Source organism: Calothrix sp. NIES-2098, from assembly GCF_963875125.1.
In the GTDB taxonomy this organism is placed as follows: Bacteria; Cyanobacteriota; Cyanobacteriia; order Cyanobacteriales; family Nostocaceae; genus Aulosira.
This window is the reverse complement of sequence record NZ_CAWNKJ010000001.1, coordinates 4,477,648-4,499,298: the sequence shown is the minus strand read 5'-3', so window position 1 is coordinate 4,499,298 and position 21,651 is coordinate 4,477,648. Positions and strand designations below refer to the sequence as shown.

Below are 21,651 nucleotides of genomic sequence, written 5' to 3'. Positions count from 1 at the left end.
TATGGCGGTTCTCGTTTGGATGCAATATACGCTAAGGGCACAGCATTGCTCTTATGTGTCAACTTAAGCTAAAAGCTATATACGGCGGGTGTTGTACAAAAACCCTCGCGCCCTCATCCCCTAACCCCTTCTCCCTCAGGGAGAAGGGGAATTGAATCTGTTGCTCCCCTCTCCTTCAGGGAGAGGGGCTGGGGGTGAGGGCAAAACCTTTGCACAAAGCGGGTTTCACGTTAAGTTGACACCAATGAGCATTGCTGTGCCCCTACGAATGGTCTGTATTCTATGCCATTGATAACTGCTATAAAGTTCGCAACCAAAGATAAAAACTTTCTCTTCCCTTCTGCCTCCTGCCCTCTGCCTTATTAACAAATATGACTTCTCAAAAATTTGAAATTACAATTGGTTGGTTATACCCGACGCTGATGAGTACCTATGGCGATCGCGGTAATGTAATTACTATAGAACGTCGCGCTCAATGGCGAGGATTCAGCGTTAAAGTTGTACCCTTAGATCAAAATACTACAGCAGAAAATATTAAATCTGTAGATTTGATTGTCGGTGGTGGCGCACAAGACCGCCAGCAAGAAATTGTTATGCGCGATTTGCAAGGTGCAAAAGCCGATGCTATGCGTGAAAAAATTGAAAATGGCACGCCAGGAGTATTTACCTGTGGTTCACCTCAGTTACTCGGACATTATTACGAACCCGGACTCGGACAGCGCATTGAAGGTTTGGGAATATTAGATTTAGTCTCTGTGCATCCTGGTGAAAATACTAAACGTTGCATCGGGAATTTAGTAATTGAAGTTACAGCTTCTCGCCTAGCGCAAGATTTAAAAGCGATGACAGGTAGCACGCCGTATTTAGTCGGCTTTGAAAATCACGGCGGACGCACCAAGCTGGGGAAAGTAGAAGCCTTGGGAAAAGTAGTTTACGGTTTGGGGAATAATGGTGAAGATGGGACTGAGGGAGCATTTTATCAGAATGCGATCGCAACCTATTCTCACGGCCCCTTGTTACCAAAAAATCCCTTTGTTGCAGACTGGCTAATTCAGACAGCGTTGCGGCTGAAGTATCAACAGCCAATTACCCTAGAACCATTAGATGATACTTTAGCTATGCAAGCACGGGAAGCCATGTTTAAGCGGTTGAAAGTAAATTTACCAACCCCAGCGGCGGCTAACGTTTAAAATACTGTATCTGTAGGGGCGGGGTTTTCCCGCCTTTGAAATTTGATTAGTGGGCTTACACTACTCCTCATCTTCACTGAAGCCGTCAAGAAACGCTAGCCCTGCTTTGTAAACAACATTGCCTTCGACATAATGTTTAGCAACTTCACTCAAAGCTTCTTTGCCACCATTAAACCAACGTTCCCGATTCAATAGTTGTCGCCGAAATCTCTGCCATTTAGTTGGTTGATTGGTTTGAATCTCTTCAAATTGTGCCTCAATTATTTCCTCTGCTTCTGCTTCTGTTGCAGTTGGATTTTCTTGTTGTATTTTTCTTAATATATCGATAATCTCATTTAGTGCTTCCTGAAAGCCTGGATCGGAAGCATATTTTTTGCCAATAACTTCGCCCTTGTTACTCTCAGTAATTTGAACAAATTCAGCTTTGATATTGTATTTATTATTGTCTGCCATACTTCTTAAAATTTGTGCGTCAAATTCATTTATAGCTTCTTGTCCCCAAGAATGTTGAGCCTTTGAACGAGGTTGTTCCAGAACTACATCGTCAATTAAACCTCGAACGTTTACCATCTCGTAACTATTTTGACACTGAATCTGATTTTGTTTGTCATCTATGAATTTATATAACACCTGTAATGGGTAAAAGTGGGGTGTTTGTTTACCCTTACAGTTTTGGCAATTGCAGGGAACTAGTGTTTTATACTTCAAACGTTCGTAAGAAGAGTGAATTTTTTCGAGTTCGTGCCTCACTGTCACTAACAAATCTCGCTTACGCTTTCCGGAAACACGAATCCGAATCTCTCCTTTGTGATAGCGATAATACTCAATCACCTCTGCCTGCGCTTGGTCTTTACTTAGGACAACACCGCTTCTCCAAACACAGTTTTGTCCTTCAATCGATGAGTGCATTTCAACAATGAAACGAGTCAAAATACCTTTGGGCATGAATTCATATTCATAGCGTAAAAGTAAGTTATCATTGTCTTTCCAATCATAATCTGGTTGATCTGGGTTCAGTAGTTGTGGTGCAATGTAAGTACCAGGGCTACTGGGAATTTCATAACACAATTTAAAATTCATCATTAACCGCAACAATTCTCCATGCATATAGAAGTACTTTTCTTCATTCCAAATACTTGCTAAATCATGGCGATCAAATTTACCCAAATTTTGAATTACTTTTGAGTTATCTAATACTTTATAAACAGCATCTGTACCCCAAGTTGGCTTGAGAATTACAGTTTTTCTTAAAATATCATCTTCTTGGAAATGAAGGCATACACCTAAATCATGTAGATAAGCACTGAGTTGGAGTTTATCTTCCAGTGTAGTAAACCCATTTTCTTGGCAGATAGTTAGATATTCTTGCAAACTAATATAGTCGCGGGAGTCTCGTTCTAGAGCTTCTCGTACTTTGATCCAAGTTTTGGGTAGTTCTGTTCCTACATGGGGTAGGTTACTAATATAATGCTTAATTTTATTGATAATTTCTGGCAGACCGCGATTAGTAGCAAGGTTAGTAGAGAGTGTTTCTTTAAGATTGGTAAATTCGCCCCGTAATTGTCGCTCGTTTATTTCACGTTTGCGCTCCTGCTTTTCATTTTTTATAATAATCAAGGGGCTGTTATCGCTTAAAAGTTCTACTACATTCAGCCAGTAATAAAAATCTGTGTCTTCTTTTCGAGTATCAGCAACAAGTAGATAAAGTGAGCGTTTCGTCAAGAAAAACTGGTGAGTGGAATGATAAATTTCTTGACCACCAAAATCCCAAATGTTAACTTGAAATTCTCTGGCATTTTCTAATAAGAAGCTCCATCGAATTATATCAATACCTTCAGTAGAGATTTCATCTGGCTCTAGCTGATAATCTAAGCTTTGAATTTTTTTGGCTAGGGTAGTTTTACCCACACCACCTTCTCCCACAATGAGTAATTTAGCTTCGTAGAGATAATCTGTTTCTTGTTCTTTCTGTTGCTTGTAAAAGTTCAGGATTGCTCTAAAGCCTTGCTTGCGGATTTCTGGTGGCAGCGACACTAAGGGATTTCCACCAAATGTTAGCCTTGTTAAGCGTAACTGCCCAAGTTCTGAAGGCAGGTTTATTAATTGATTGCTACTGAGGGCTATTGATTTTAATTTAGATAGTTGGGTAATCTCTTTAGGTAACTCTATAAGTTGATTTTCAGTGAGGTCAAGCTGAGTGAGGTTGGAAAGTTGACCAATCTCTGCTGGCAGCATCGTCAGCTGATTACGACTAAGATTAAGCTGAGTGAGGTTGGAAAGTTGACCAATCTCTGCTGGCAGAATCATCAGTTGATTTTCGGTGAGTTCAAGCTGAGTGAGGTTGGAAAGTTGACCAATCTCTGCTGGCAGCATCGTCAGTTTATTATCCCAGAGATCAAGCTGAGTAAGGTTAGAAAGTTGACCAATCTCTGCTGGCAGCATCGTCAGCTGATTACGGCTGAGATTAAGCTGAGTGAGGTTGAAAAGTTGACCAATTTCTACTGGCAGCGTCGTCAGTCGATTACTCTAGAGAACAAGCTGAGTGAGGTTGAAAAGTTGACCAATTTCTACTGGCAGTGTTGTCAGTCGATTATCCCGGAGGTCAAGCTGAGTGAGGTTGAAAAGTTGACCAATTTCTGCTGGCAGTGTCGTCAGTCGATTACCCCAGAGAACAAGCTGAGTGAGGTTGGAAAGTTGACCAATCTCTGCTGGCAGTGTCGTCAGTCGATTATCTCGGAGGTCAAGCTGAGTGAGATTGGAAAGTTGACCAATCTCTGTTGGCAACGTCTTTAGTCGAAAATTCCAACTGAGGTCAAGCTGAGTGAGATTGGAAAGTTGACCAATCTCTGCTGGCAGCGTCTTTAGTTGAAAATTCCAACTGAGGTCAAGTTGAGTGAGGTTATGAAGTTGACCAATCTCTACTGGCAGCCTCGTCAGTTGATTATGGCTCAGGTCAAGTTGAGTGAGGTTAAAAAGTTGACCAATCTCTGCTGGCAGCCTCGTCAGTTGATTATGGCTAATGCCAAGTTGAGTGAGGTTAGAAAGTTGACCAAGCTCTGCTGGCAGCCTCGTCAGTTGATTATGACTGAGGTCAAGCTGAGTAAGGTTAGCAAGTTGAGCAATCTCTGCTGGTAATGAAGTTAATTTTTCACCATAAAGATTAAGCTGTGTAACCCGATCCCTGGCAGCTTTTTTAATTACTTCCAGCAGTTCTTCATTTGTCATTAGAAATCCTTATGAGTCATGCTTGCTTAGTCACTTAATATTTACCTTAATAATTGCTCAAGCGTGTTTAATGCAACCAAGCTAGCTAAAACTACGCACATCATATTTATGATGAATTTTACATTATGTGTGTCTACGCACTTATGTATCTGTTGGATAAGTGCGATCGCCCCATAACAGCTTTATTCCAAATCAATTACTATGCAGGCTAACGGTAATATTCATCGCTTCACATGAACAGCGATCGCAAATAACCATACACCTCTTGTGACTTTTCAAGCTACTCTTGCAGCTTGTCGAGTAACTCTTGTAACTCTTCAAGCTATTCTTGCGACTCCTCAAGCAACTCTTGCAGCTTGTAGAGTAACTCTTGTAACTGGTCAAGTAACTCTTGCAACTTGTAGAGTAACTGTTGTGACTCGTCAAGCAACTCTTGTGACTTCTTCAAGTAACTGTTGTGACTTGTCAAGCAACTGTTGTGACTATTCAAGCAACTCTTGCGACTCGCAAAGCAACTCTTGTCACTTTTCAAGTAACTTCGCAACTGGTATACGTGCTTATATCAACTAATTTTAATAAAAAGAGGCAAAATTTACATATTTGCTGGCTTTCATTCCAGAAAACTTTTTATAGCTTCTATTTACAGTTTACATTTAACAGTCTCGAATACCAAGAGCGATCGCAAACGCAGGCTGGCTAAAAAGAACCGACAAAAAATCCTTATCCTAGCTAGACAACTAATTTCAATATAATTACAGAGGATACTTAATGCTAAATTCTTAAAAAGCAAGATGAAGTATGTAATCGGAATAATTATATTAGTAATGACTAACATAGGCATAATCCCAAAAGAATTAGACAAACAAGCCGATCGTTACTTTAACAATCAACCGCTAAAAGTATTATTTATTGGTAATAGTTATACATATTTCAACGAGCTTCCTCAGTTGACGCAACAATTAGCTTTATCAGCCAAAGAAACTAGAAAATTAGAAGCTGAAATGGTGACGGTTGGTGGAGCTACATTAGAGCAGCTTTGGCAAGAAGGTAAAGCATTAAGTAAGATTCGCAAGGGACGATGGGATTATGTTGTGTTGCAAGAACATAGCACTTTACCTATTACCAATCCGCAGTTGATGTACAAATACGCGCGGTTGTTTAACACTGAAATTAAACGCGCTCATGCTCAAACAGTATTCTACTTAACTTGGGCAAGACAGAATCGTCCAGAAACACAACAAATACTAAACGATTCATATATGAAAATTGCCAAAGAACTAGATGCGATTGTAGCCCCAGTGGGAATAGTTTGGCAGCAAATTCAACAAGAAAATTCAAACCTCAGTCTTTACGATCCCGATAACAGCCACCCCAGTCCAATAGGATCGTATGCGGCAGCTTGTGTATTTTACGCAACATTTTATGGTAAGAGTCCAGAAGGATTAAGCTATAAAACCGACAGTAAGAAATTGACTGCTGCACAAGAAAATAGCACTAGCGAATTAGACAGCTTAAAAGCGGCAGATATTGACTTAATTCAAAGTGTCGCGTGGAATGTTGTTAGTAAGTTTGATAGCCAAAAATAATTTTAAATTTGTCTATCTACTGCTCTGTTTAATGAGTATAAAATTCCCGAATTTTCAGCACTAATACCATTTTACTATAAACCTAATAGATATAGATTGCGCGTAAGGGCACAACATTGCCGTGCCCCTACCAGCGTATTTTTATCATAATTAAAGTGAAACAGCATAACACTAAAAATAATCTAGATATATATTGCAAAACTAAAAGCTCTCTACCTAGAGTACGTCTTTAGACATTGCCATGTGAATATGAATTAGCCTTCCTTAAGTATGACTCAATGCTGAAAAATTGCTGTCCTTGAGGCAGAAGATTTTGATGTAGAAAACAACTAATATTTTTGCTGAATTGCATAGTCAATCTGCTGTAGGTCTATGTACTTTCTTTACTTCTGCCAGGTTAAGTAGTTTGGAGACTTTTAGTTATGCGTTGGGAATTTGGGCGTAGAAGCACCAATGTAGAAGATAGGCGCGGAACTCGAATTTCGGCTCCTGTTGTGGGCGGTGGTATTGGCGCAGTAATTCTATCGCTGATAGTTGCGTTCTTAGGTGGCGATCCCAGTGTCATTTGGGATCAAACACAAACTCCGAGCGATCGCCCTTACTCCCAATCTCCCCAAACCCAACGTTCGGCGGCTGAGGATCGCATGGCTGATTTTGTGTCGGTTGTCCTAGCTGATACAGAAGATACATGGAAAAGCATATTTCAGCAACAAGGAAGAACTTATCAAGAACCAACTTTAGTTCTGTTTACAGATGCGGTGGAGTCTGCTTGTGGCTTGACGCGATCGGCTGTCGGCCCGTTTTATTGTCCTAGCGATCGCAAGCTATATATCGATTTAAGCTTTTATCAGGATTTGAAGACTCGCTACAAAGCACCAGGCGACTTTGCTCAAGCTTATGTAATTGCCCATGAAGTTGGACATCACGTGCAAAATCTGATGGGGATTTCCGATCGCGTGCGCAGATTGCAGAGTCAAGCCGATCGCGCAGAAGCCAATCAACTTTCAGTCCGCCAAGAGTTACAGGCGGATTGTTTCGCTGGCGTTTGGGCTTATCATGCAGATCGTTCCCGCCAAATTGTCGAAGCTGGCGATGTTGAAGAAGCATTAAATGCAGCAAGCAGTATTGGCGACGATCGCTTGCAAACTCAAGCCAGAGGTTATGCAATTCCTGAGACTTTTACTCATGGAAGTTCAGCCCAAAGAGTCCGCTGGTTCCAAAGAGGAATTCAAACTGGTAATCCTGCACAATGCAATACTTTTGCAGCAGCAAATCCTTAAACTTTCACAATCAAGCTTTTGATTAAAATGAGTCGAGATAATTTAGGAAATTGGTATAATCTAACCTCCGGGCAAATTAGTGTGAATGACAGCAAATTCCACAAATATATAGATGTAATTGAAGAGCAAATTCTGGGGCTAGTTAGTGTTAGCTCTTCTTTAGGATGTATGGGAACAAACCATCGGCTTTGCCAGTTGCCATCAGCAGTTGTAGTCCCTAACAATAGAAAACACCGCCCTCTATAAACAAAGAACGGCAGCTCAATAACTAATAAATTATTTTGTCCGAATGTGAAAGCAATTTTAAACTTTTACTTAGCCAATTCCTCTGTTAAATAGTCATTGCAATACACTCACCATTGTTTTCTTTGCCAGAAACATTTGTGAGTTTGTTTAAATTTTATTTGTAATATTTGCTGCTTTTTGTATTTGATACCAACAAATATAGAGGTAGTTGCCAACCCTGTTAACCACTATAGTTTTGCTTTTAATGCATTTCGTCGTATTCTGGTGTTTCCACGCGTCTGGCTTCCATGCGAGGTGGCAAAAACTCTGTCCGACGTACGGGAACTAAAGGTTGTGTAGGGCCTTGGTAAGGATGAATCACTTGGACAGTGCGAGTAGTACGCTGTTTTGGTGAAAATAAAGCTAACACTCCAGCGACGACAACCCCACCACCGATAGTTAAAGTCATACCGCCAACTGCCCAAACTATCGGTGAAGACCACCAAGGAGTTTGAGGTTGTAAAGCTGCTTTCTGGTTATTTTGTTGAGCAAACAGCTGTTGTTGCTGCTGGTTATAACTTTGGAATTGCCACTGAAGCTGTTGATTTTGCGTTCTCAACTGTTCGTTATCGGTTTTTAAACGCGCCATTTCCGACTTGAGGGCTTCGATATCCGCTATGCGCTCAGAATTGGGAGCCGCTGGGGGCTGATTATTGGGATACAGCGGTTGCTGATAGGGATATTGCGGTGGCATTACCTGAGATGGTAATACGTTAGCAGGCATCTGTGGGGTGACAGCAAAGTTAGGTTGGACAGAATTACCTGCCCCTTTGAGCAATAAGAGAGCTGCCAGTCCTGCTACGGCAACTCCGCCGATAAACGCCATACTCTCACTCATCGCTTCCGCCCCTCAACTGCGACTGAACTATCATCGTTTTTAACTGACACACTCTCACACTCATATTTTCTTGTTTACTTGATTCACTTCACATAATACCCAAACTATCAGCGATACTCTCAGGTAGTTTTGTTACAGCATCATATTTGCTGCTAATATTCAAGATTATATCTGTTAAATTGTCTACCAACCTGAGGTAGAAAAACTACACTGTTATATATTTTTAATCTAGTTTTCCTTTCGCATCAAGACTAGTATTTATACTAATACTACTCAGCCGCGATCGCTGATTTCAGACTTTGACAAAATTCTGCGATCGCATTCAAACCTTCTTCTGGAGTCCCTTCGGCCAAACGTTTCACAAAAGCGCTACCCGCGATCGCCGCATCTGCACCCCAATCTTTAATCTGACGCGCTTGTGCGGGTTCGGAAATCCCAAAGCCCACGCCAATTGGCTTGTCCGTAACACTACGAATTTGTTTGAGTAAATCTGACACTCGCGTTGCTACTTGCGCTCTCATGCCAGTCACCCCAGTAACACTGACAAGATAGATAAATCCTTGAGAAGCGCGCGCGATCGCTTCTATCCGTTCGGCGGAACTTGTCGGTGCAATTAACAATGTTAAATCAATGCCGATTTCACCAGCCGGTTGCAGTAAACCAGCAGCTTCTTCCAGAGGTAAATCGGGAACTACCAAACCCGCTACCCCAGCCGCTGCAATCTGCTGGAGAAACTTCTCAATTCCCCGGTGCAAAATCGGGTTGTAGTAAGTAAACAAAACGATCGGTGCTTTTAAATCGGGAGTAGTGGCTTGCAACATTTCCAGCACGCTATCCAATGTTGTCCCCTGTTGTAGCGCGCGAGTAGCAGCAGCTTGAATCACTGGCCCATCTGCTAGCGGATCGGAGTAGGGAACTCCCAGTTCAATAATATCTGCCCCACTGCGATCGAGAATGCGCAAAGCTGCTGCTGTTGTTTCTAAATCTGGATCGCCAGCTGTGATAAACGGAATTAAAGCACACTCTTTATTGCGTCCAAGAGTTTCAAAGCAGTGGGAAATGGCAGTCATTGGTCAAGATTCACTCAGTCAGTTGTCATATAGTATCAAACAACGGACAACGAACAAACGACCAATGCCCCCTCTAAATCTGAGTTTGTTTTTCTTGCTCAATCTCAGCTTGAATTTTTTCTAGTTCTTCGGGAGTCAATTCATCGAGACGCTTTTGGAAAAACGTTTGTTCATAATCTTCCCGCTGTTGATGGTAGGTCATTTTTTTCCCCACCGCACGGAAAATATAGGTAGCTAACCAGCCAAGCAATCCGCTGACTAGCAAGACTTGGCTCCATATCCCAGCTTTTTCACTATCTAAACCTACAAGCTGCAAGCCCAGATATGCTATGCCTCCAGCAACAAAAAACCCCAAGCCAATACCTATAGCATCAATGCGTCGCATGAGAATTATGACCTACCAATCTCGTTAAACTTCAATTTGTCGCCGCTGGGGTCGAAAATTTATAAATGGCGATAAAACTAACAACCCAGGAAAGAAGAAGAACACCAGAAAGTACATAAAGGTGCGCTCTATGGAACTAGCTACATACCAGCGCAGCTTCAAATAAAATAGAACAGCTACTGGGATGACTAACAAGTAAGCTCCAGCCAAAATCAGATACAGCAGGGCTACAATCATAATTTTTTTCTGAGATAGACAAGAACGTTCAGTACATCTATTTCCCATCATAGGCTGAATGCATATTCTCAGGGAAGTGGAAAATGGGGAATTGGTCAACAGTCAATAGTCATTCTCCTTGTCTCCCCACACTTCCCACACTCCCCACACCCCCCAACACTCCCTTGTACTAAAATTTCTGCTTGCAATTCATTATTTGATTGTGTTATCCTTGGAAAGGCGCGAAAAAAGCTATGGTATCCCAAAATAAATAAAATGGAGATGCCAATATTTAGGTAGCGATAAAAAATCCAAACCTAAAAAGCGATCGCAAAATACTGTTACTCTTTCAACAAGTATTGAGCGTAGCTGCCAAAGCCAGTACAATTGCTTTTTGCAAACAAAATTTTTTAAATCTAGTTGCAAAAAAGACACAATTGATGGTGGAATGTATGAGGAGGTATTTCCTACTTCCAAATGACAATTAGCTCCTAATTAATATTAGGGGGGTGTGGCGGAATGGTAGACGCTACGGACTTAGATAACTGAGCCTTGTTGGAGAAATCCTTCAAGTGTAAGCTCTCAAACTCAGGGAAACCTAAATCTGGTGACAGACATGGCAATCCTGAGCCAAGCCGAAGAAAAAGCTAAGTGCCAAGTTTTGAGTACTGAGTAAATTCGGAAGGTGCAGAGACCCGACGGGAGCTACCCTAACGTTATTAAGTCGAGGGTAAAGGGAGAGTCCAATTCTCAAAGCCGAAAGCTACTAAAGCTATTAGGCAGTAGTGAAAACTGCGGGAGAATGAAAATCCGTTGACCCTAAACGGTCGTGTGGGTTCAAGTCCCACCACCCCCATAAAAATAATTTGTAACTAAATAAGTTTCAGGCTAGGATTTAGACCTTGACTGAAACTTATTTTTATATCAATAATTGGTTTTTCAGAACAATAAAGAATTACTAGGCTCGTTCAACCCCGACAACGAGTAGGATGTTGTGCGAATAATGAGTAAAGCGTTTGACGAAGTAGATACACAATGGAAATTCTTCAGCTTTTTGGCAAAAGATAACAATATTTTAATTTGGTTGGTTCAATAGCTAAAAACGCAACTTTATGAGATAACCTAGTCGATCAAACTTAAAACAAAATTTGTATGGAAGACCCAATAAAATATATTGACTCATCTATAAAAAGCTTACATGATAAACTTTCTACATCTGATGCAGTGATAGAAATTGAAGTCCAAGAAGAGCTTGCTCATATTTTATCTATTTCCCGAAGATTGAAAAGTGCTTTTTTCACTGCCAAGCTTCAAGATAACAAAAATAAGCTAGAGCAGATTGAAGCAATCATTCCTAATCTTGATTTAGCAATTTGTGCATTACAAGGTAATCCTAACAAGGTTTTGGCTCAGAATGTTAGGAGAGATGCGGAATACTTCTTGCGGCAAATTGAAAATCCTTTTACTGCATTTTTCGTAAATAACTTTTTTAAATTTCTGTATTCTACAGAAACTCATACAAAAGTTGTTTTAGGTCTATTTTTAGCTTTACCCATTCATCTATTAGCACCGATAGTCTTAGCATATATACTTAGTACAGCCAATTTTTATTTAAAACCTTTATTTAAAGAACAATCAATACAGCCTGTAACTTCACAGAATATAGTTGAAGAAAAAAATCCAGAAGTAAAAAATCAAATTAAATTGACAGAATATGAGTTTTATGAAGCATCAGTTCTGTTGGTATTGTCAGCAATGTCAGGAGCAACAGGTAGTGTTGTAAGTATTATGTTGAGGCTGGATCAATATCGCAATCCTCGGTATAAAGAAACCTTACTTCCGATATTTGTAGGCGCATTCAAGCCAGCAATTGGAGCATTTTTAGGTATTTTTGTTTTTGCCCTCATCAGTTCTACACTTCTGCCTATTACAATTTCTAAAGATGAGGAGAAGCCAATTAATAGATGGCTGGCATTTTTAGCAATTACTTTTGTCGTGGGTTTTAGTGAAAGACTAGCAAATGATGTTGTTAGTCAAGCAGAAAGAATTGTACCGGGAAGAGGTGGTTCGCAGGAAAAAAGCGAAACTTCTGCATCACAATTATCTGCACCAAAAGAAGAAGATAAACAAAAAGATCGAGATTAAGCCAGCAATGTCAAGCAGCAAAAGTCAGAGAATACTGTGAGATGAGTGAGAGTGCGATCGCTTTCTGTGTGCGATACCCTATTGCGATCGCCAACTCCTGTTAACTCAAATTAAAGCTCATTCTTTAGTGTCTAGTCTCTGATTTATCGCTATCAGATTGCTATAGTTAGTACTTATATCTCTGTTGAATTCAGAAAAATTAGGTAGCATGAACCTTAAAAGGTGGCATACTCCTACACAGATGCTACGAAGTATGATTGTAAGGCAAATTTCGTTACAAAGCGTATGGTAAAGCTAAGTGGCACTATTTTCTCAGTAAATCGTCTCAATTACTTGAGGATTAGCCATTACACTGGGCGAGGTTGAATGACACCATAGGATACAAGTTACATGAGTCCAAAAGTCAACAAAGTATTCAAGCAGTCCGGGGTGATTCCTTATAGAATTCAAGATGGCAAAATCGAAGTCTTGCTAATTACCAGCCGCGATCGCCAAAATTGGGTAATACCCAAAGGAGATATTCCCAATGGTATGAGTCCACCAGATTCAGCAGCCAAAGAAGCTTGGGAGGAAGCGGGAATAATTGGTCAGATAAATACTCGTGAAATTGGTACTTATAGGTATCGCAAACAAGGTAAAAATTACCGTGTCAAGATGTATTTATTACCAGTAGAGCAGCTGAGTGAAGATTATCCCGAAGCGGGTCATAGAGAACGGCAATGGCTAGATGTGCCAAATGCGATCGGGCTGATTAAAGTTACGTCTCTCAAACGAATTTTCAAAGTATTTTTGCTAACAGATATCATTTCCGGTTGAACGCTTGTCATCGCAAGGGAAGCTCCGCAGGTTGTTTTACGAAGTGCGGAGTACTTCACAACAATAAAATTTCGGCAAAGTTAGCCTTCAGCAATAGCCCGCCATTGACGTCCATCCCGTGCTAATAGTTCATCTGCTTCCTTTGGCCCCCAACTACCCGCCGCATAGTTGGGAAAATTACGTGGGGGAAGTGCTTTCCAGACATCCAGAATCGGAGTCACCACACTCCAGCCCAACTCCACATTATCAGCGCGCTGAAACAAAGTGGCATCGCCAATCATGCAGTCATAGAGTAGGGTTTCGTAGCCCGTACTGGGTGTAGCACCAAAATAATCGGCGTAACAAAAGTCCATTTCTACTGCACCCATGCGTACAGTCGGGCCGGGAATTTTCGCGCCAAATTGAAAGCTAATACCTTCATTTGGCTGAATCCGGAGTACTAAAAAGTTGGGTGTGAGGCAATCGATAGATGTTTGGCGGAATAACAGAGAAGGAACTCGCTTAAACTGAATAGCCACTTCTGTTACACGCTGGGTTAAATGTTTACCTGTACGTAGGTAGAATGGTACACCAGCCCAGCGCCAGTTATCGATATTCAACTTTAAAGCAGCATAGGTTTCAGTAGTAGAATCTGGCGCAACTCGTGGTTCAGAACGGTAGCCAGGTACAGTTGACCCGTCGATCGTTCCTTTACCGTACTGTCCCCGCACCGTATGCGTCAGCACATCTTCGGGTGTGAGAGGTTGAATTGACTTGAGCAATTTAGATTTTTCATCTCGCACAGCATCCGCCTCAAATGAGACAGGTGGTTCCATTGCAATCATTGAGAGCAATTGAAACAAGTGATTTTGCACCATATCGCGGACAGCACCCGTCCCTTCATAGAAACCACCTCTTCCCTCGACACCGACTTTTTCCGCCACCGTAATTTGTATGTGGTCGATGTAACGGTGATTCCAAATCGGCTCATAAAGTCCGTTACCAAACCGAAAAACCAGAATATTTTGTACCGTCTCTTTACCAAGATAATGATCGATGCGATAAATTTGATTTTCTGCTAACACACTGGAGATATTTTTGTTCAGCGCCCGTGCAGAATCTAAATCATGCCCGAAAGGTTTTTCAATGATGACGCGCCGCCAATGTCCGTGTTCTTCACGAGACAAACCACTAGCTCCAAGTTGCCAGATGATGTTGCTAAAAAAGTTAGGCGAAGTTGCTAGGTAGTAGAGGTAGTTACCTTGAGTACCCGCTTCTTGGTCTACATGTGCTAGTAAATTTTCCAGGTCGCTATAAGTATTTGTATCTTCAAATTCGCCTGCCAAATAATACAGCCGTTGTTGAAATTTTTCCCACAGCTGCGCGTCTACTGGAACTGTGGCAAACTTCTGGATATCCTGACTTAACTTGGCGCGAAACTCGTCATTACTCATCTGCGCACGAGCTACACCAACGACTGCAAATTCTTTTGGTAGCAGACCAGCGCGTGCCAGATTGTAAAGAGCTGGTATTAATAGACGTTTGGTTAAATCACCCGCAGCACCAAAGATGACCATGACACATGGCGGTGCTGGTTGATCTAGTAATTCATTAGTTAGATTATTGATGTTTGCATCAGTCATAGCTTGATTTCTCTTGGGACTTCAGCGTAAGTGTTACAAAGCTCATCAATATCAGCAAATTCCTTCTCCCCTCTAGAGCTAAAAACGCTGATAGAGTACGGTACTGGGTGGAGTTATTTTGGCGATCGCAATTGCTCCTGAGTTTGATACCCGACCTGCATATTTTGTCAGATCTATTTACTCAAACAGTGCGATTACAGATAAATTTAATACTACGCTTAATTTTTTACTGTATTAATTTCTCTTAAAACTCAATACAGTTCAGTTAGGCTGAGATGCAATATTTCGTAGGGGCAGGGCACCGATAAGATTACTGTATACACCAAAAAATTGTGGACGTTGTGCCCCTACAATCTCTCTTAACTGAACCGTATTTTATTAAAACTCTCAATATTTACAGAGAGTAATAATACTAAAAAAATTGCTCCATCTGAGTTCTACCCAAATGGAGCGAGTATTTCTTCTACTTTTGTGCTTAAATTAATAAAATTCACTACTTACTATTCATCACGACAATCTCGCCTTTTTTATTAAACTTCAGCGGATTATTGGGAAAATCTTGATTGTTTAAATAGCGCAAAAGTCCCACAGTTCGGAAACGCTGATCGACTCTGGGAATTCCTTGACGATCTAGATGAATCGGAATAACTTTACCAGATACCAAATCGCCTTTAGAGTTAAGTTTAGCTTCTAAAATCATTGAATAACCTGTCTCAGCAGCGGTAGATAAAGTTCGGTATCCTAAAAAGTTGCCCAAAGAATAAGCAATCAATTTTCCTTTATACACCTCTAATGCTCTGGGAACATGAGGCCCGTGTCCAATCACTAAGTCCGCACCCATATCTATCATTGTGCGGGCAAACTTTAGAGAATTGCCTCGGTTTTCTCCATAGAAAAACTCTGTTTTATCCTTAACGTGTAATGCGCCTGTGCCTTCAGCCCCTACTTGCATTGATACGACTACAATATTGGCATTATTTTTGGCTTCTAATACTAGAGCTTTTGCTGCTGCTAGATCGTGAACAGAATTATAAAAATTATAAGTAGTAAATCCGATCATTGCTACCGGAATATTATTAGCTTCTAAATAGAGAATTTGGTTTTTATGACCTAATGTTTCGATACCAACAGCCGCGAGATTCTTGACTGTATCTTGAAAACCGACAATACCAAAATCCATTGCATGGTTGTTTGCCAAATTGAAGACATCAAACCCAACATCAGCAAATAGCTTGGCATAATCAGGTGGAGAGCGAAAGGCAAAAATTTGTCCTTTACTCATATCTTTAGAACTGTAAGGATAGGTAGTTAAACTACTTTCAAAATTCCCAAATAAAATATCAGCCCCTTGTAAATAACCTCTTACCGATTTTGGCAGCAGTTCATCGCGAAAGCGAGGCAATCTATGATTAGGAAAATTGGTTCCCGGAATTACATCTCCAACTGCTTTAATAGTGATTGTGTCTGAAGGTATTTGCTGATTTTCAGGAATAACGAAGGGAAATGGTAGATTTTCTGTAGGTGATGTTGCCGCATCTGAACGCTGTATCTGTCCAAAACGGATAATAATTCCTATACCAATACCCAAACAAAAGCAAACACTAATAAACCCCACTGAAAACAAACGTCCCAGCTTTTGATTAACCATCGTTTATTCCTCACACAATGGCATCAGTTTATCCCAAAAATTCAAAATCTTGGTATATTTTTGTCAGTTATTTTGGCAAAATTTAATACCAAAGATAAACCCAACACTTTATCTCTCCTGTGTTGGGTTTATTGCTGCAATTGCTCTCAATAAATCTGCGTTAAATACCGTGTTTTTACTTACCAAATCTCCGGTCTATATCATCGGCTTGCGATCCGCCACGAGTGGAGTTAATTCTTAACGATGCCCGATCTTTAGAAAGGTTATAGGTTAGAGGTTTGGTTTTAGCGATTCTAGCTTCGCCTTCTTTCGCCAAAGTTTGCGGTGGATATTTAATCGTTAAAGCTTTAATTGCTTCAATTCTTTTGGGTACAGATGGATGATCTGTATCAGCTTCCGAACCAGGAATTTGAGATAGCACCTGCATAACTCTCAGACAGCCTTCAGGATCAAAACCTGCTTTAACAGAGGCTATATAGCCAATTTCATCAGCTTCGGTTTCATGCTGTCTTTCTTGTGTTGCTAGACGTTCTTCTAGCTCTTTTTTCTTGGTTTCAATAATTAGATTAATGCGTTTTTGTGAATCTGCTTGGCGTTGCACGCCTTGATTTCCCAGCACAGATCCTAACAAACCGCCAATAGTTCCCCCAACTACACGATTCACAACTGCACCACCAACAACAGCAGCAGTTGATTCGTTATTTGCAGCTTGTTGTTCTCCTAAAACTTCTTTTTTGGCTTCTTCCTCAATTTTGGCAATCAACTCAGTTTTTTGCGCTGCACCCACAGCGAGATGGCGTTTAACATGATGACCCATTTCGTGGGCAACTACACAAGCTAATGCTGAAGAATCGCCTGCTAATTGGTCAAGTATACCATCGTACACAGCTATGAGATTGACATCAGTCGCAAAAGCATTGACATCATATTTGGGGATAGCGACTATCCGCCAAGGTCGAGTATCAAATTCATTGGCACGTGCAATCCGATCTACGACTCGGTAAAGAGCATAAAAATCTTCAGGGAGTTGTTTTTTAGCTTGTTCGTAGAGGCTTGATGATGTGGCTGCGGGTTTTCTTTGTGGGGTTGGTTTAGCTAAGACTGGTAGGGTTGCAGAGCAGAGAAACAGGCACAAAGAACTAGTGGTCAGGATGGTTCTTTTCCAGTTGAGCATTATTTACCGTATTATCTTATGCATAATTGATTTTTATACAATAAAGCAATTACGCACTGAAATTGAGAGCGATCGCTTTTTTTAATAACCTTGTGTTACAGGCTACTTTGAGCTTTAATCGGTAGCGTAATGATAAACTCGGAACCTTCACCGAGAACTGAATCTACATCAATGCTTCCCTGATGGCGCTCAATGATAATTTGACGCGCGATCGCTAATCCCAAACCCGTACCTTTGCCAACGGCTTTGGTAGTATACAGGTGTTCAAAGATTCTCGCCTTGACTTCTTCGCTCATACCGATACCGTTATCTTTGATGCGAATAACGACACGATCTTGAACGAGTTCGGTATGAATTGTGATTTGATGCGAATGCGGACGAAACTTACCTTGTCGGCGTTGCTGGTTGAATTCCTCTAAACTATCAATGGCGTTTGCCAAAATATTCATAAACACTTGGTTAATTTGTCCGGGAAAGCATTCCACCGCAGGTAAATTCCCATAATTTGTAATTACCTCAATTGCGGGACGTTGTTCGTTAGCTTTGAGGCGATGCTTGAGAATCATGATAGTACTGTTAAGACCTTCGTGAATATTAAAAGGAATTTTTTCATCTCGATCGGCGCGGGAAAAGATCCGCAGACTATTACTAATACTGCGAATGCGATCGATACCAAATTTCATAGAGTCGATGAGCTTGGGTAAGTCTTCACGCAGATATTCCAGGTCGATCGCTTCTATTTCCTCTGCGATCGCTTCACCGGGATCGGGAAATTGTTGCTCATAGAGATCGAGTATTCCCAAGAGGTCTTGAATATAATTTTTAGCGGGTTGCAAGTTACCTGCTAAGAATCCCAGGGGATTATTGATTTCATGTGCCACACCTGCAACCAGATTACCCAAGGCAGACATTTTCTCATTTTGCACCAGTTGTAATTGGGTTTGTTGCAAATCTTGCAAGGCTTGTTCTAATTCTTGAGCTTTTTGCTGCGCTTGCGCTTCCGCAAGTTTGCGTTCGCGCAGCGCAGCTTGCCGTTCGCTAATATCAATGACGATACCATCCCATATAATCGAGCCATCTTTTTGTAGTTGAGGCTGGGCAGCCGATTGAATCCATTTTAATTTTCCTGAAGGTGTGATAATCCGCCATTCGTGCCTAAATGGCGTTAAAGTTTGCGCAGAGTGAGTAATTAACTGCTCAAGCTGTGAAAGCTCGTCGGGATGATTCATGGAGTAAAGATTATACGTTCCCGCTAGCACTTCTTCTGGTGTCACCTCATACAACTCGTAGCAACCACAACTGACATAAGGTGTTGATGTAGAACCATCGCTAGCTAAACGAAACTGGTAAATCATTCCGGGGATATTATCAGCGAGGTTCTGAAAGCGGGTATCACTAGCTCGCAGTTCTTCTAAAGATTGCTCCAACTGCTGACTGTAAATCTGAGAACGCTGGTAGAGACGAGCATTTTCTAAAGAAATAGCAGCTTGAGTACAGATAAGATTGAGAATTTCGACGCGTTCGCTTGTAAATGCTCCCGTCAGCAAATTATTTTCTAGATATAAAATCCCCAACAGTTTGCCCTGATGCATAATTGGGGTACATAAAATACTCTTGGGCTGATGATGCAAAATGTAGGGATCGGCCATCAGTAAAGGATCGAAGGCAACATCAATTAATACTGAAGGTTGCAGCGTTCTTTTGACAGATTTAATTAATAAAATTGGAAGTTCCTGAGTCTTTTCTAAGGGCAGAGATTGTAGCAGGATCGGTTCTTGCCCTACTGCAATTGTTGCTTCCACAACTAACCTATCTTCTTTATTTAGGAGCAACGCACATTTATCTGCGCCTGCATTTTCTAGCACGACTTGCAGCAAAGTTGAAAGTAATTTTTCTAGATGAATTTCGCTAGAAAGCATCTGAAAAGAATCTAAAACGGTTGCTAAATCTAATGCCGCCGAAACACCACTGCTACTATATTTTGTAGTTTCTCTGATACTGTCATTATATGTAGTGGACATCTCCGTTGGGATAGTCACATCAGAAAATAACAGCATACTATCTGATTGTAAAATTGGAATAAGAAACTGTGAATAGCGTTTTTCTAAATGCTTAATTTTGGCAGTTGCACCCCAACGGGCATAGCAATAGTAAGCGTTAATTAAATACTCTTGAATTATGCTATTTTTGCCCCATTCTAAATAGAATTTGGCTGCCAGTTCGTTGGCTAAAGCTTCTTCATGGGGGTAATCGTTGGTTCTAGCTGTAGTAATTGCCAAGTCATAAAATTCAAGTGCTGCGGCTTTGCAATCGAAAACACGATGGCGTTCTGCTTCCACTAAATAAAATTTGTGCAGGTGATTTGCTGGCGCAGCATCAGCCCACTTTTTAATTTTTGCTTGGTTGGTAGAAACTCGTTCCTCAATGCGTTGTTGTTCCTCTGGGGAAACTTGAGGATAAATTGCTAAATGAGCTAGAGAATCATAGGTATAGAAACTAGACAAGATAAATAATCCTGTTGCCGCACTCAGGTAATTTTCTGTAGCGATCGCAGCTGAAACTGCCGATGCAAATTCCCCAAATAAATAATAAAGTACTAGTTTATTGCAATGAAAATAGCACAGGGCTGTTTGGTCTTTTCCTTGTTGCAGAATTGGCAGCATTTGCTCTTCATTAAAAGCATCTCCCACAAAATGCCAAGGTTCATGAATATCCGCCAATAAATTTAAAACCGCTTGCTGAAAAATGCGAATTTGACTTACTAGTGCATCTTGTTTGAGTTGAGTTAACTGCGTACAAAACTCCGCAGCTTCGCGATTTATTTCTATTAAATCTTGTCCAGCCAACCAAGAATGCATAATGTAAGCGATCGCGCAAATACTAGCCCAAGGTAAGTCTCCAGTTTCTAATCCACTTTGGTAGCCTTCTGCAAGCAAAGGTAAGGTATTTCTGACAGATTCTTGCTCGAATGCATCTAGCAAAGTTTGTACTTCTGCTTGGCGACCATAGAGTTTTTCCGGAGTCGGGAAGCGATTACACACATCTCGTTGTCCAATCGCGAAAGGTTCAATTTTTCCGGTTTTTTGCCATTGAGTTAAACAAATTTCCAAATCATATCTCAGCCCTAATGCACTCTGATAGCGGTCTTCGGCATTTTTCGCCAGCAATTTCACAATGATGTCTGAAACTGGTTTGGGAATTGCTTCAACTTTGAATTTGGAATTTAGCGAACAGTGAAGCCACTCGTTTGCAGCAGTCACCTCTGTAGTAGACTCTTCAAACCGAATTTTGAATTGCTCTAAAGGTGCAGGTTGTTTGACAATATGACAGTGAATCAACTCGATTGGGTCATGGGATTGAAAGGGAGGCTGACCTGTCAGCAGTTCAAAAAAGGCGATCCCCAAGGAATAGAAATCACTGCGATAGTCAATTCCTCTGTTCATCCGTCCAGTTTGTTCTGGAGAAATGTAAGTTAGGGTTCCTTCTAGAATATGTGGGCTTTTAATTTCCTGAGTTCCTCTGGGTAGCAGGGAAGCTATGCTAAAGTCAATCAGTTTAACTTCTTTAGTCTGGGGATGGATGACGATATTATCGGGTTTGAGATCCTTGTGAATCACCCGGTGCTGATGCAGTTCGTGGAGGATATCGACAATTTGCAGCGCGATCGCCAAAAATTCGCCGATTTCTAGAGGTTGTGTTTTGGTATAGTCTCGCAGCGAAATTCCACCAAAGTCTTCCATGATTAGCACATAGCTATTACCATAAGGTTCGAGGCTGTAATGTTGCACTACACCAGGAAAGTCTAGATTTTTGGCGATCGCGTACTGGTTGCGAAACTGTAACAGTTCTTTAAAACTTGGGTAATTAGATTTCAGATACTTGATAATTACAGGTTGCTGGTCGGTTTCTCGGATACCTCGATAAACAATAGTTTTTGAACTAACATGGAGTTGTTCGACAACTTGGTATCCTAAAATTTTCCATCCCAAGTCCAGCCCTGCGGTCATACCTGATTACCTCATCTGCACAATGGCTTTTTATTTATGGCTTTAACTATATAAGTATTCCCATTAATTAAGTTTTTCTAACTAGAATATGAGCCTGAAATCTGCATGAAATACTGGCAAGTTGTTGACCTATTAACTTGGATATAGCGAGCCAATTTGATTTT

The 21,651-nt window shown here is 41.0% G+C and carries 17 protein-coding genes and 1 pseudogene; 6 read left to right on the top strand and 12 right to left on the bottom strand.

Annotated elements, in window-relative coordinates; all coding sequences use genetic code 11:
• The first annotated feature begins 371 nt into the window (after positions 1–371).
• Positions 372–1,190: a type 1 glutamine amidotransferase gene (locus AACU33_RS18775; RefSeq protein WP_096590102.1), complete on the top strand. Its 819-nt coding sequence runs from the start codon at positions 372–374 to the stop codon at positions 1,188–1,190.
• Positions 1,191–1,250: 60 nt separating this feature from the next.
• On the opposite strand, the gene AACU33_RS18770 is transcribed toward AACU33_RS18775, so the two are convergent.
• The 3 genes from AACU33_RS18770 to AACU33_RS18760 all read right to left on the bottom strand — a co-directional run bounded on the left by AACU33_RS18770 (position 1,251) and on the right by AACU33_RS18760 (position 4,863).
• Positions 1,251–3,686: a COR domain-containing protein gene (locus AACU33_RS18770; protein WP_445291792.1), complete on the bottom strand. Its 2,436-nt coding sequence runs from the start codon at positions 3,684–3,686 to the stop codon at positions 1,251–1,253.
• 30 nt (positions 3,687–3,716) lie between these two features.
• Positions 3,717–4,415: a leucine-rich repeat domain-containing protein gene (locus tag AACU33_RS18765; RefSeq protein WP_339376133.1), complete on the bottom strand. Its 699-nt coding sequence runs from the start codon at positions 4,413–4,415 to the stop codon at positions 3,717–3,719.
• A 322-nt stretch (positions 4,416–4,737) separates the two neighbouring features.
• Positions 4,738–4,863 carry a hypothetical protein gene (locus AACU33_RS18760; RefSeq protein WP_339376132.1) on the bottom strand — a complete coding sequence of 42 codons (126 nt, stop codon included), beginning with the start codon at positions 4,861–4,863 and terminating at the stop codon, positions 4,738–4,740.
• A 376-nt stretch (positions 4,864–5,239) separates the two neighbouring features.
• Between AACU33_RS18760 and AACU33_RS18755 the strand changes: the two genes are divergently transcribed.
• The 3 genes from AACU33_RS18755 to AACU33_RS18745 all read left to right on the top strand — a co-directional run bounded on the left by AACU33_RS18755 (position 5,240) and on the right by AACU33_RS18745 (position 7,527).
• The gene (locus tag AACU33_RS18755; protein ID WP_096590101.1) at positions 5,240–6,001 is read left to right on the top strand and encodes a DUF4886 domain-containing protein; all 762 of its coding nucleotides are present in this window, start codon (positions 5,240–5,242) and stop codon (positions 5,999–6,001) included.
• Positions 6,002–6,423: 422 nt separating this feature from the next.
• Positions 6,424–7,281, top strand: a complete 858-nt coding sequence (gene ypfJ / locus AACU33_RS18750; RefSeq protein WP_096590100.1) for a KPN_02809 family neutral zinc metallopeptidase — start codon at positions 6,424–6,426, stop codon at positions 7,279–7,281.
• A 27-nt stretch (positions 7,282–7,308) separates the two neighbouring features.
• Positions 7,309–7,527, top strand: coding sequence for a hypothetical protein (locus AACU33_RS18745; protein WP_339376131.1), 219 nt, complete (start codon positions 7,309–7,311; stop codon positions 7,525–7,527).
• Between the two features lie 241 nt (positions 7,528–7,768).
• Here the strand turns inward: AACU33_RS18745 and AACU33_RS18740 are convergent, their stop codons facing one another.
• The 4 genes from AACU33_RS18740 to ndhL all read right to left on the bottom strand — a co-directional run bounded on the left by AACU33_RS18740 (position 7,769) and on the right by ndhL (position 10,096).
• Positions 7,769–8,404, bottom strand: a complete 636-nt coding sequence (locus AACU33_RS18740) for a heterocyst differentiation related protein (protein WP_096590099.1) — start codon at positions 8,402–8,404, stop codon at positions 7,769–7,771.
• Between the two features lie 269 nt (positions 8,405–8,673).
• Entirely contained in the window at positions 8,674–9,474 is an 801-nt protein-coding gene (gene trpA, locus AACU33_RS18735; RefSeq protein ID WP_096590098.1) for a tryptophan synthase subunit alpha, read from the bottom strand.
• 73 nt (positions 9,475–9,547) lie between these two features.
• On the bottom strand, positions 9,548–9,859 hold the full coding sequence (locus AACU33_RS18730; protein ID WP_096590097.1) for a DUF3007 family protein: 312 nt from the start codon (positions 9,857–9,859) through the stop codon (positions 9,548–9,550).
• Positions 9,860–9,883: 24 nt separating this feature from the next.
• On the bottom strand, positions 9,884–10,096 hold the full coding sequence (gene ndhL, locus AACU33_RS18725; protein ID WP_096590096.1) for an NAD(P)H-quinone oxidoreductase subunit L: 213 nt from the start codon (positions 10,094–10,096) through the stop codon (positions 9,884–9,886).
• Between the two features lie 1,131 nt (positions 10,097–11,227).
• On the opposite strand from ndhL, the gene AACU33_RS18720 reads away from it, so the two are divergent.
• Both AACU33_RS18720 and AACU33_RS18715 read left to right on the top strand, forming a co-directional pair.
• Positions 11,228–12,220: a hypothetical protein gene (locus AACU33_RS18720; RefSeq protein ID WP_096590094.1), complete on the top strand. Its 993-nt coding sequence runs from the start codon at positions 11,228–11,230 to the stop codon at positions 12,218–12,220.
• Between the two features lie 390 nt (positions 12,221–12,610).
• Positions 12,611–13,036: an NUDIX hydrolase gene (locus AACU33_RS18715; protein WP_096590093.1), complete on the top strand. Its 426-nt coding sequence runs from the start codon at positions 12,611–12,613 to the stop codon at positions 13,034–13,036.
• Positions 13,037–13,116: 80 nt separating this feature from the next.
• On the opposite strand, the gene zwf is transcribed toward AACU33_RS18715, so the two are convergent.
• The 5 genes and pseudogenes from zwf to AACU33_RS37615 form a co-directional block, all read right to left on the bottom strand.
• Entirely contained in the window at positions 13,117–14,658 is a 1,542-nt protein-coding gene (zwf, locus tag AACU33_RS18710) for a glucose-6-phosphate dehydrogenase (protein ID WP_096590092.1), read from the bottom strand.
• Between the two features lie 493 nt (positions 14,659–15,151).
• Complete coding sequence (locus AACU33_RS18705; RefSeq protein ID WP_096590091.1) at positions 15,152–16,306, bottom strand: CapA family protein; 1,155 nt, start codon at positions 16,304–16,306, stop codon at positions 15,152–15,154.
• A gap of 175 nt (positions 16,307–16,481) precedes the next feature.
• A complete protein-coding gene (locus AACU33_RS18700; RefSeq protein ID WP_096590090.1) occupies positions 16,482–17,480 on the bottom strand; it encodes a M48 family metallopeptidase in 999 nt (332 codons plus the stop codon).
• Positions 17,481–17,575: 95 nt separating this feature from the next.
• Positions 17,576–19,399 carry an ATP-binding protein gene (locus AACU33_RS37620; RefSeq protein WP_445291791.1) on the bottom strand — a complete coding sequence of 608 codons (1,824 nt, stop codon included), beginning with the start codon at positions 19,397–19,399 and terminating at the stop codon, positions 17,576–17,578.
• A 999-nt stretch (positions 19,400–20,398) separates the two neighbouring features.
• Positions 20,399–21,487, bottom strand: a pseudogene (locus AACU33_RS37615) (serine/threonine protein kinase); the annotation flags it as partial.
• Positions 21,488–21,651 lie beyond the last annotated feature (164 nt).

What these genes read in the sequence shown, in the direction of transcription:
- AACU33_RS18755 (WP_096590101.1), top strand. Translation starts at nt 5,240, where the DNA reads ATGACTAACATAGGCATAATCCCAAAAGAATTAGACAAACAAGCCGAT.
- trpA (WP_096590098.1), bottom strand. Translation starts at nt 9,474, where the DNA reads ATGACTGCCATTTCCCACTGCTTTGAAACTCTTGGACGCAATAAAGAG.
- AACU33_RS18775 (WP_096590102.1), top strand. Translation starts at nt 372, where the DNA reads ATGACTTCTCAAAAATTTGAAATTACAATTGGTTGGTTATACCCGACG.
- AACU33_RS18730 (WP_096590097.1), bottom strand. Translation starts at nt 9,859, where the DNA reads ATGCGACGCATTGATGCTATAGGTATTGGCTTGGGGTTTTTTGTTGCT.
- AACU33_RS18745 (WP_339376131.1), top strand. Translation starts at nt 7,309, where the DNA reads ATGAGTCGAGATAATTTAGGAAATTGGTATAATCTAACCTCCGGGCAA.
- AACU33_RS37620 (WP_445291791.1), bottom strand. Translation starts at nt 19,399, where the DNA reads ATGCTTTCTAGCGAAATTCATCTAGAAAAATTACTTTCAACTTTGCTG.
- ypfJ (WP_096590100.1), top strand. Translation starts at nt 6,424, where the DNA reads ATGCGTTGGGAATTTGGGCGTAGAAGCACCAATGTAGAAGATAGGCGC.
- AACU33_RS18705 (WP_096590091.1), bottom strand. Translation starts at nt 16,306, where the DNA reads ATGGTTAATCAAAAGCTGGGACGTTTGTTTTCAGTGGGGTTTATTAGT.
- AACU33_RS18700 (WP_096590090.1), bottom strand. Translation starts at nt 17,480, where the DNA reads ATGCTCAACTGGAAAAGAACCATCCTGACCACTAGTTCTTTGTGCCTG.
- AACU33_RS18740 (WP_096590099.1), bottom strand. Translation starts at nt 8,404, where the DNA reads ATGAGTGAGAGTATGGCGTTTATCGGCGGAGTTGCCGTAGCAGGACTG.
- AACU33_RS18715 (WP_096590093.1), top strand. Translation starts at nt 12,611, where the DNA reads ATGAGTCCAAAAGTCAACAAAGTATTCAAGCAGTCCGGGGTGATTCCT.
- zwf (WP_096590092.1), bottom strand. Translation starts at nt 14,658, where the DNA reads ATGACTGATGCAAACATCAATAATCTAACTAATGAATTACTAGATCAA.
- AACU33_RS18765 (WP_339376133.1), bottom strand. Translation starts at nt 4,415, where the DNA reads ATGACAAATGAAGAACTGCTGGAAGTAATTAAAAAAGCTGCCAGGGAT.
- ndhL (WP_096590096.1), bottom strand. Translation starts at nt 10,096, where the DNA reads ATGATTGTAGCCCTGCTGTATCTGATTTTGGCTGGAGCTTACTTGTTA.
- AACU33_RS18720 (WP_096590094.1), top strand. Translation starts at nt 11,228, where the DNA reads ATGGAAGACCCAATAAAATATATTGACTCATCTATAAAAAGCTTACAT.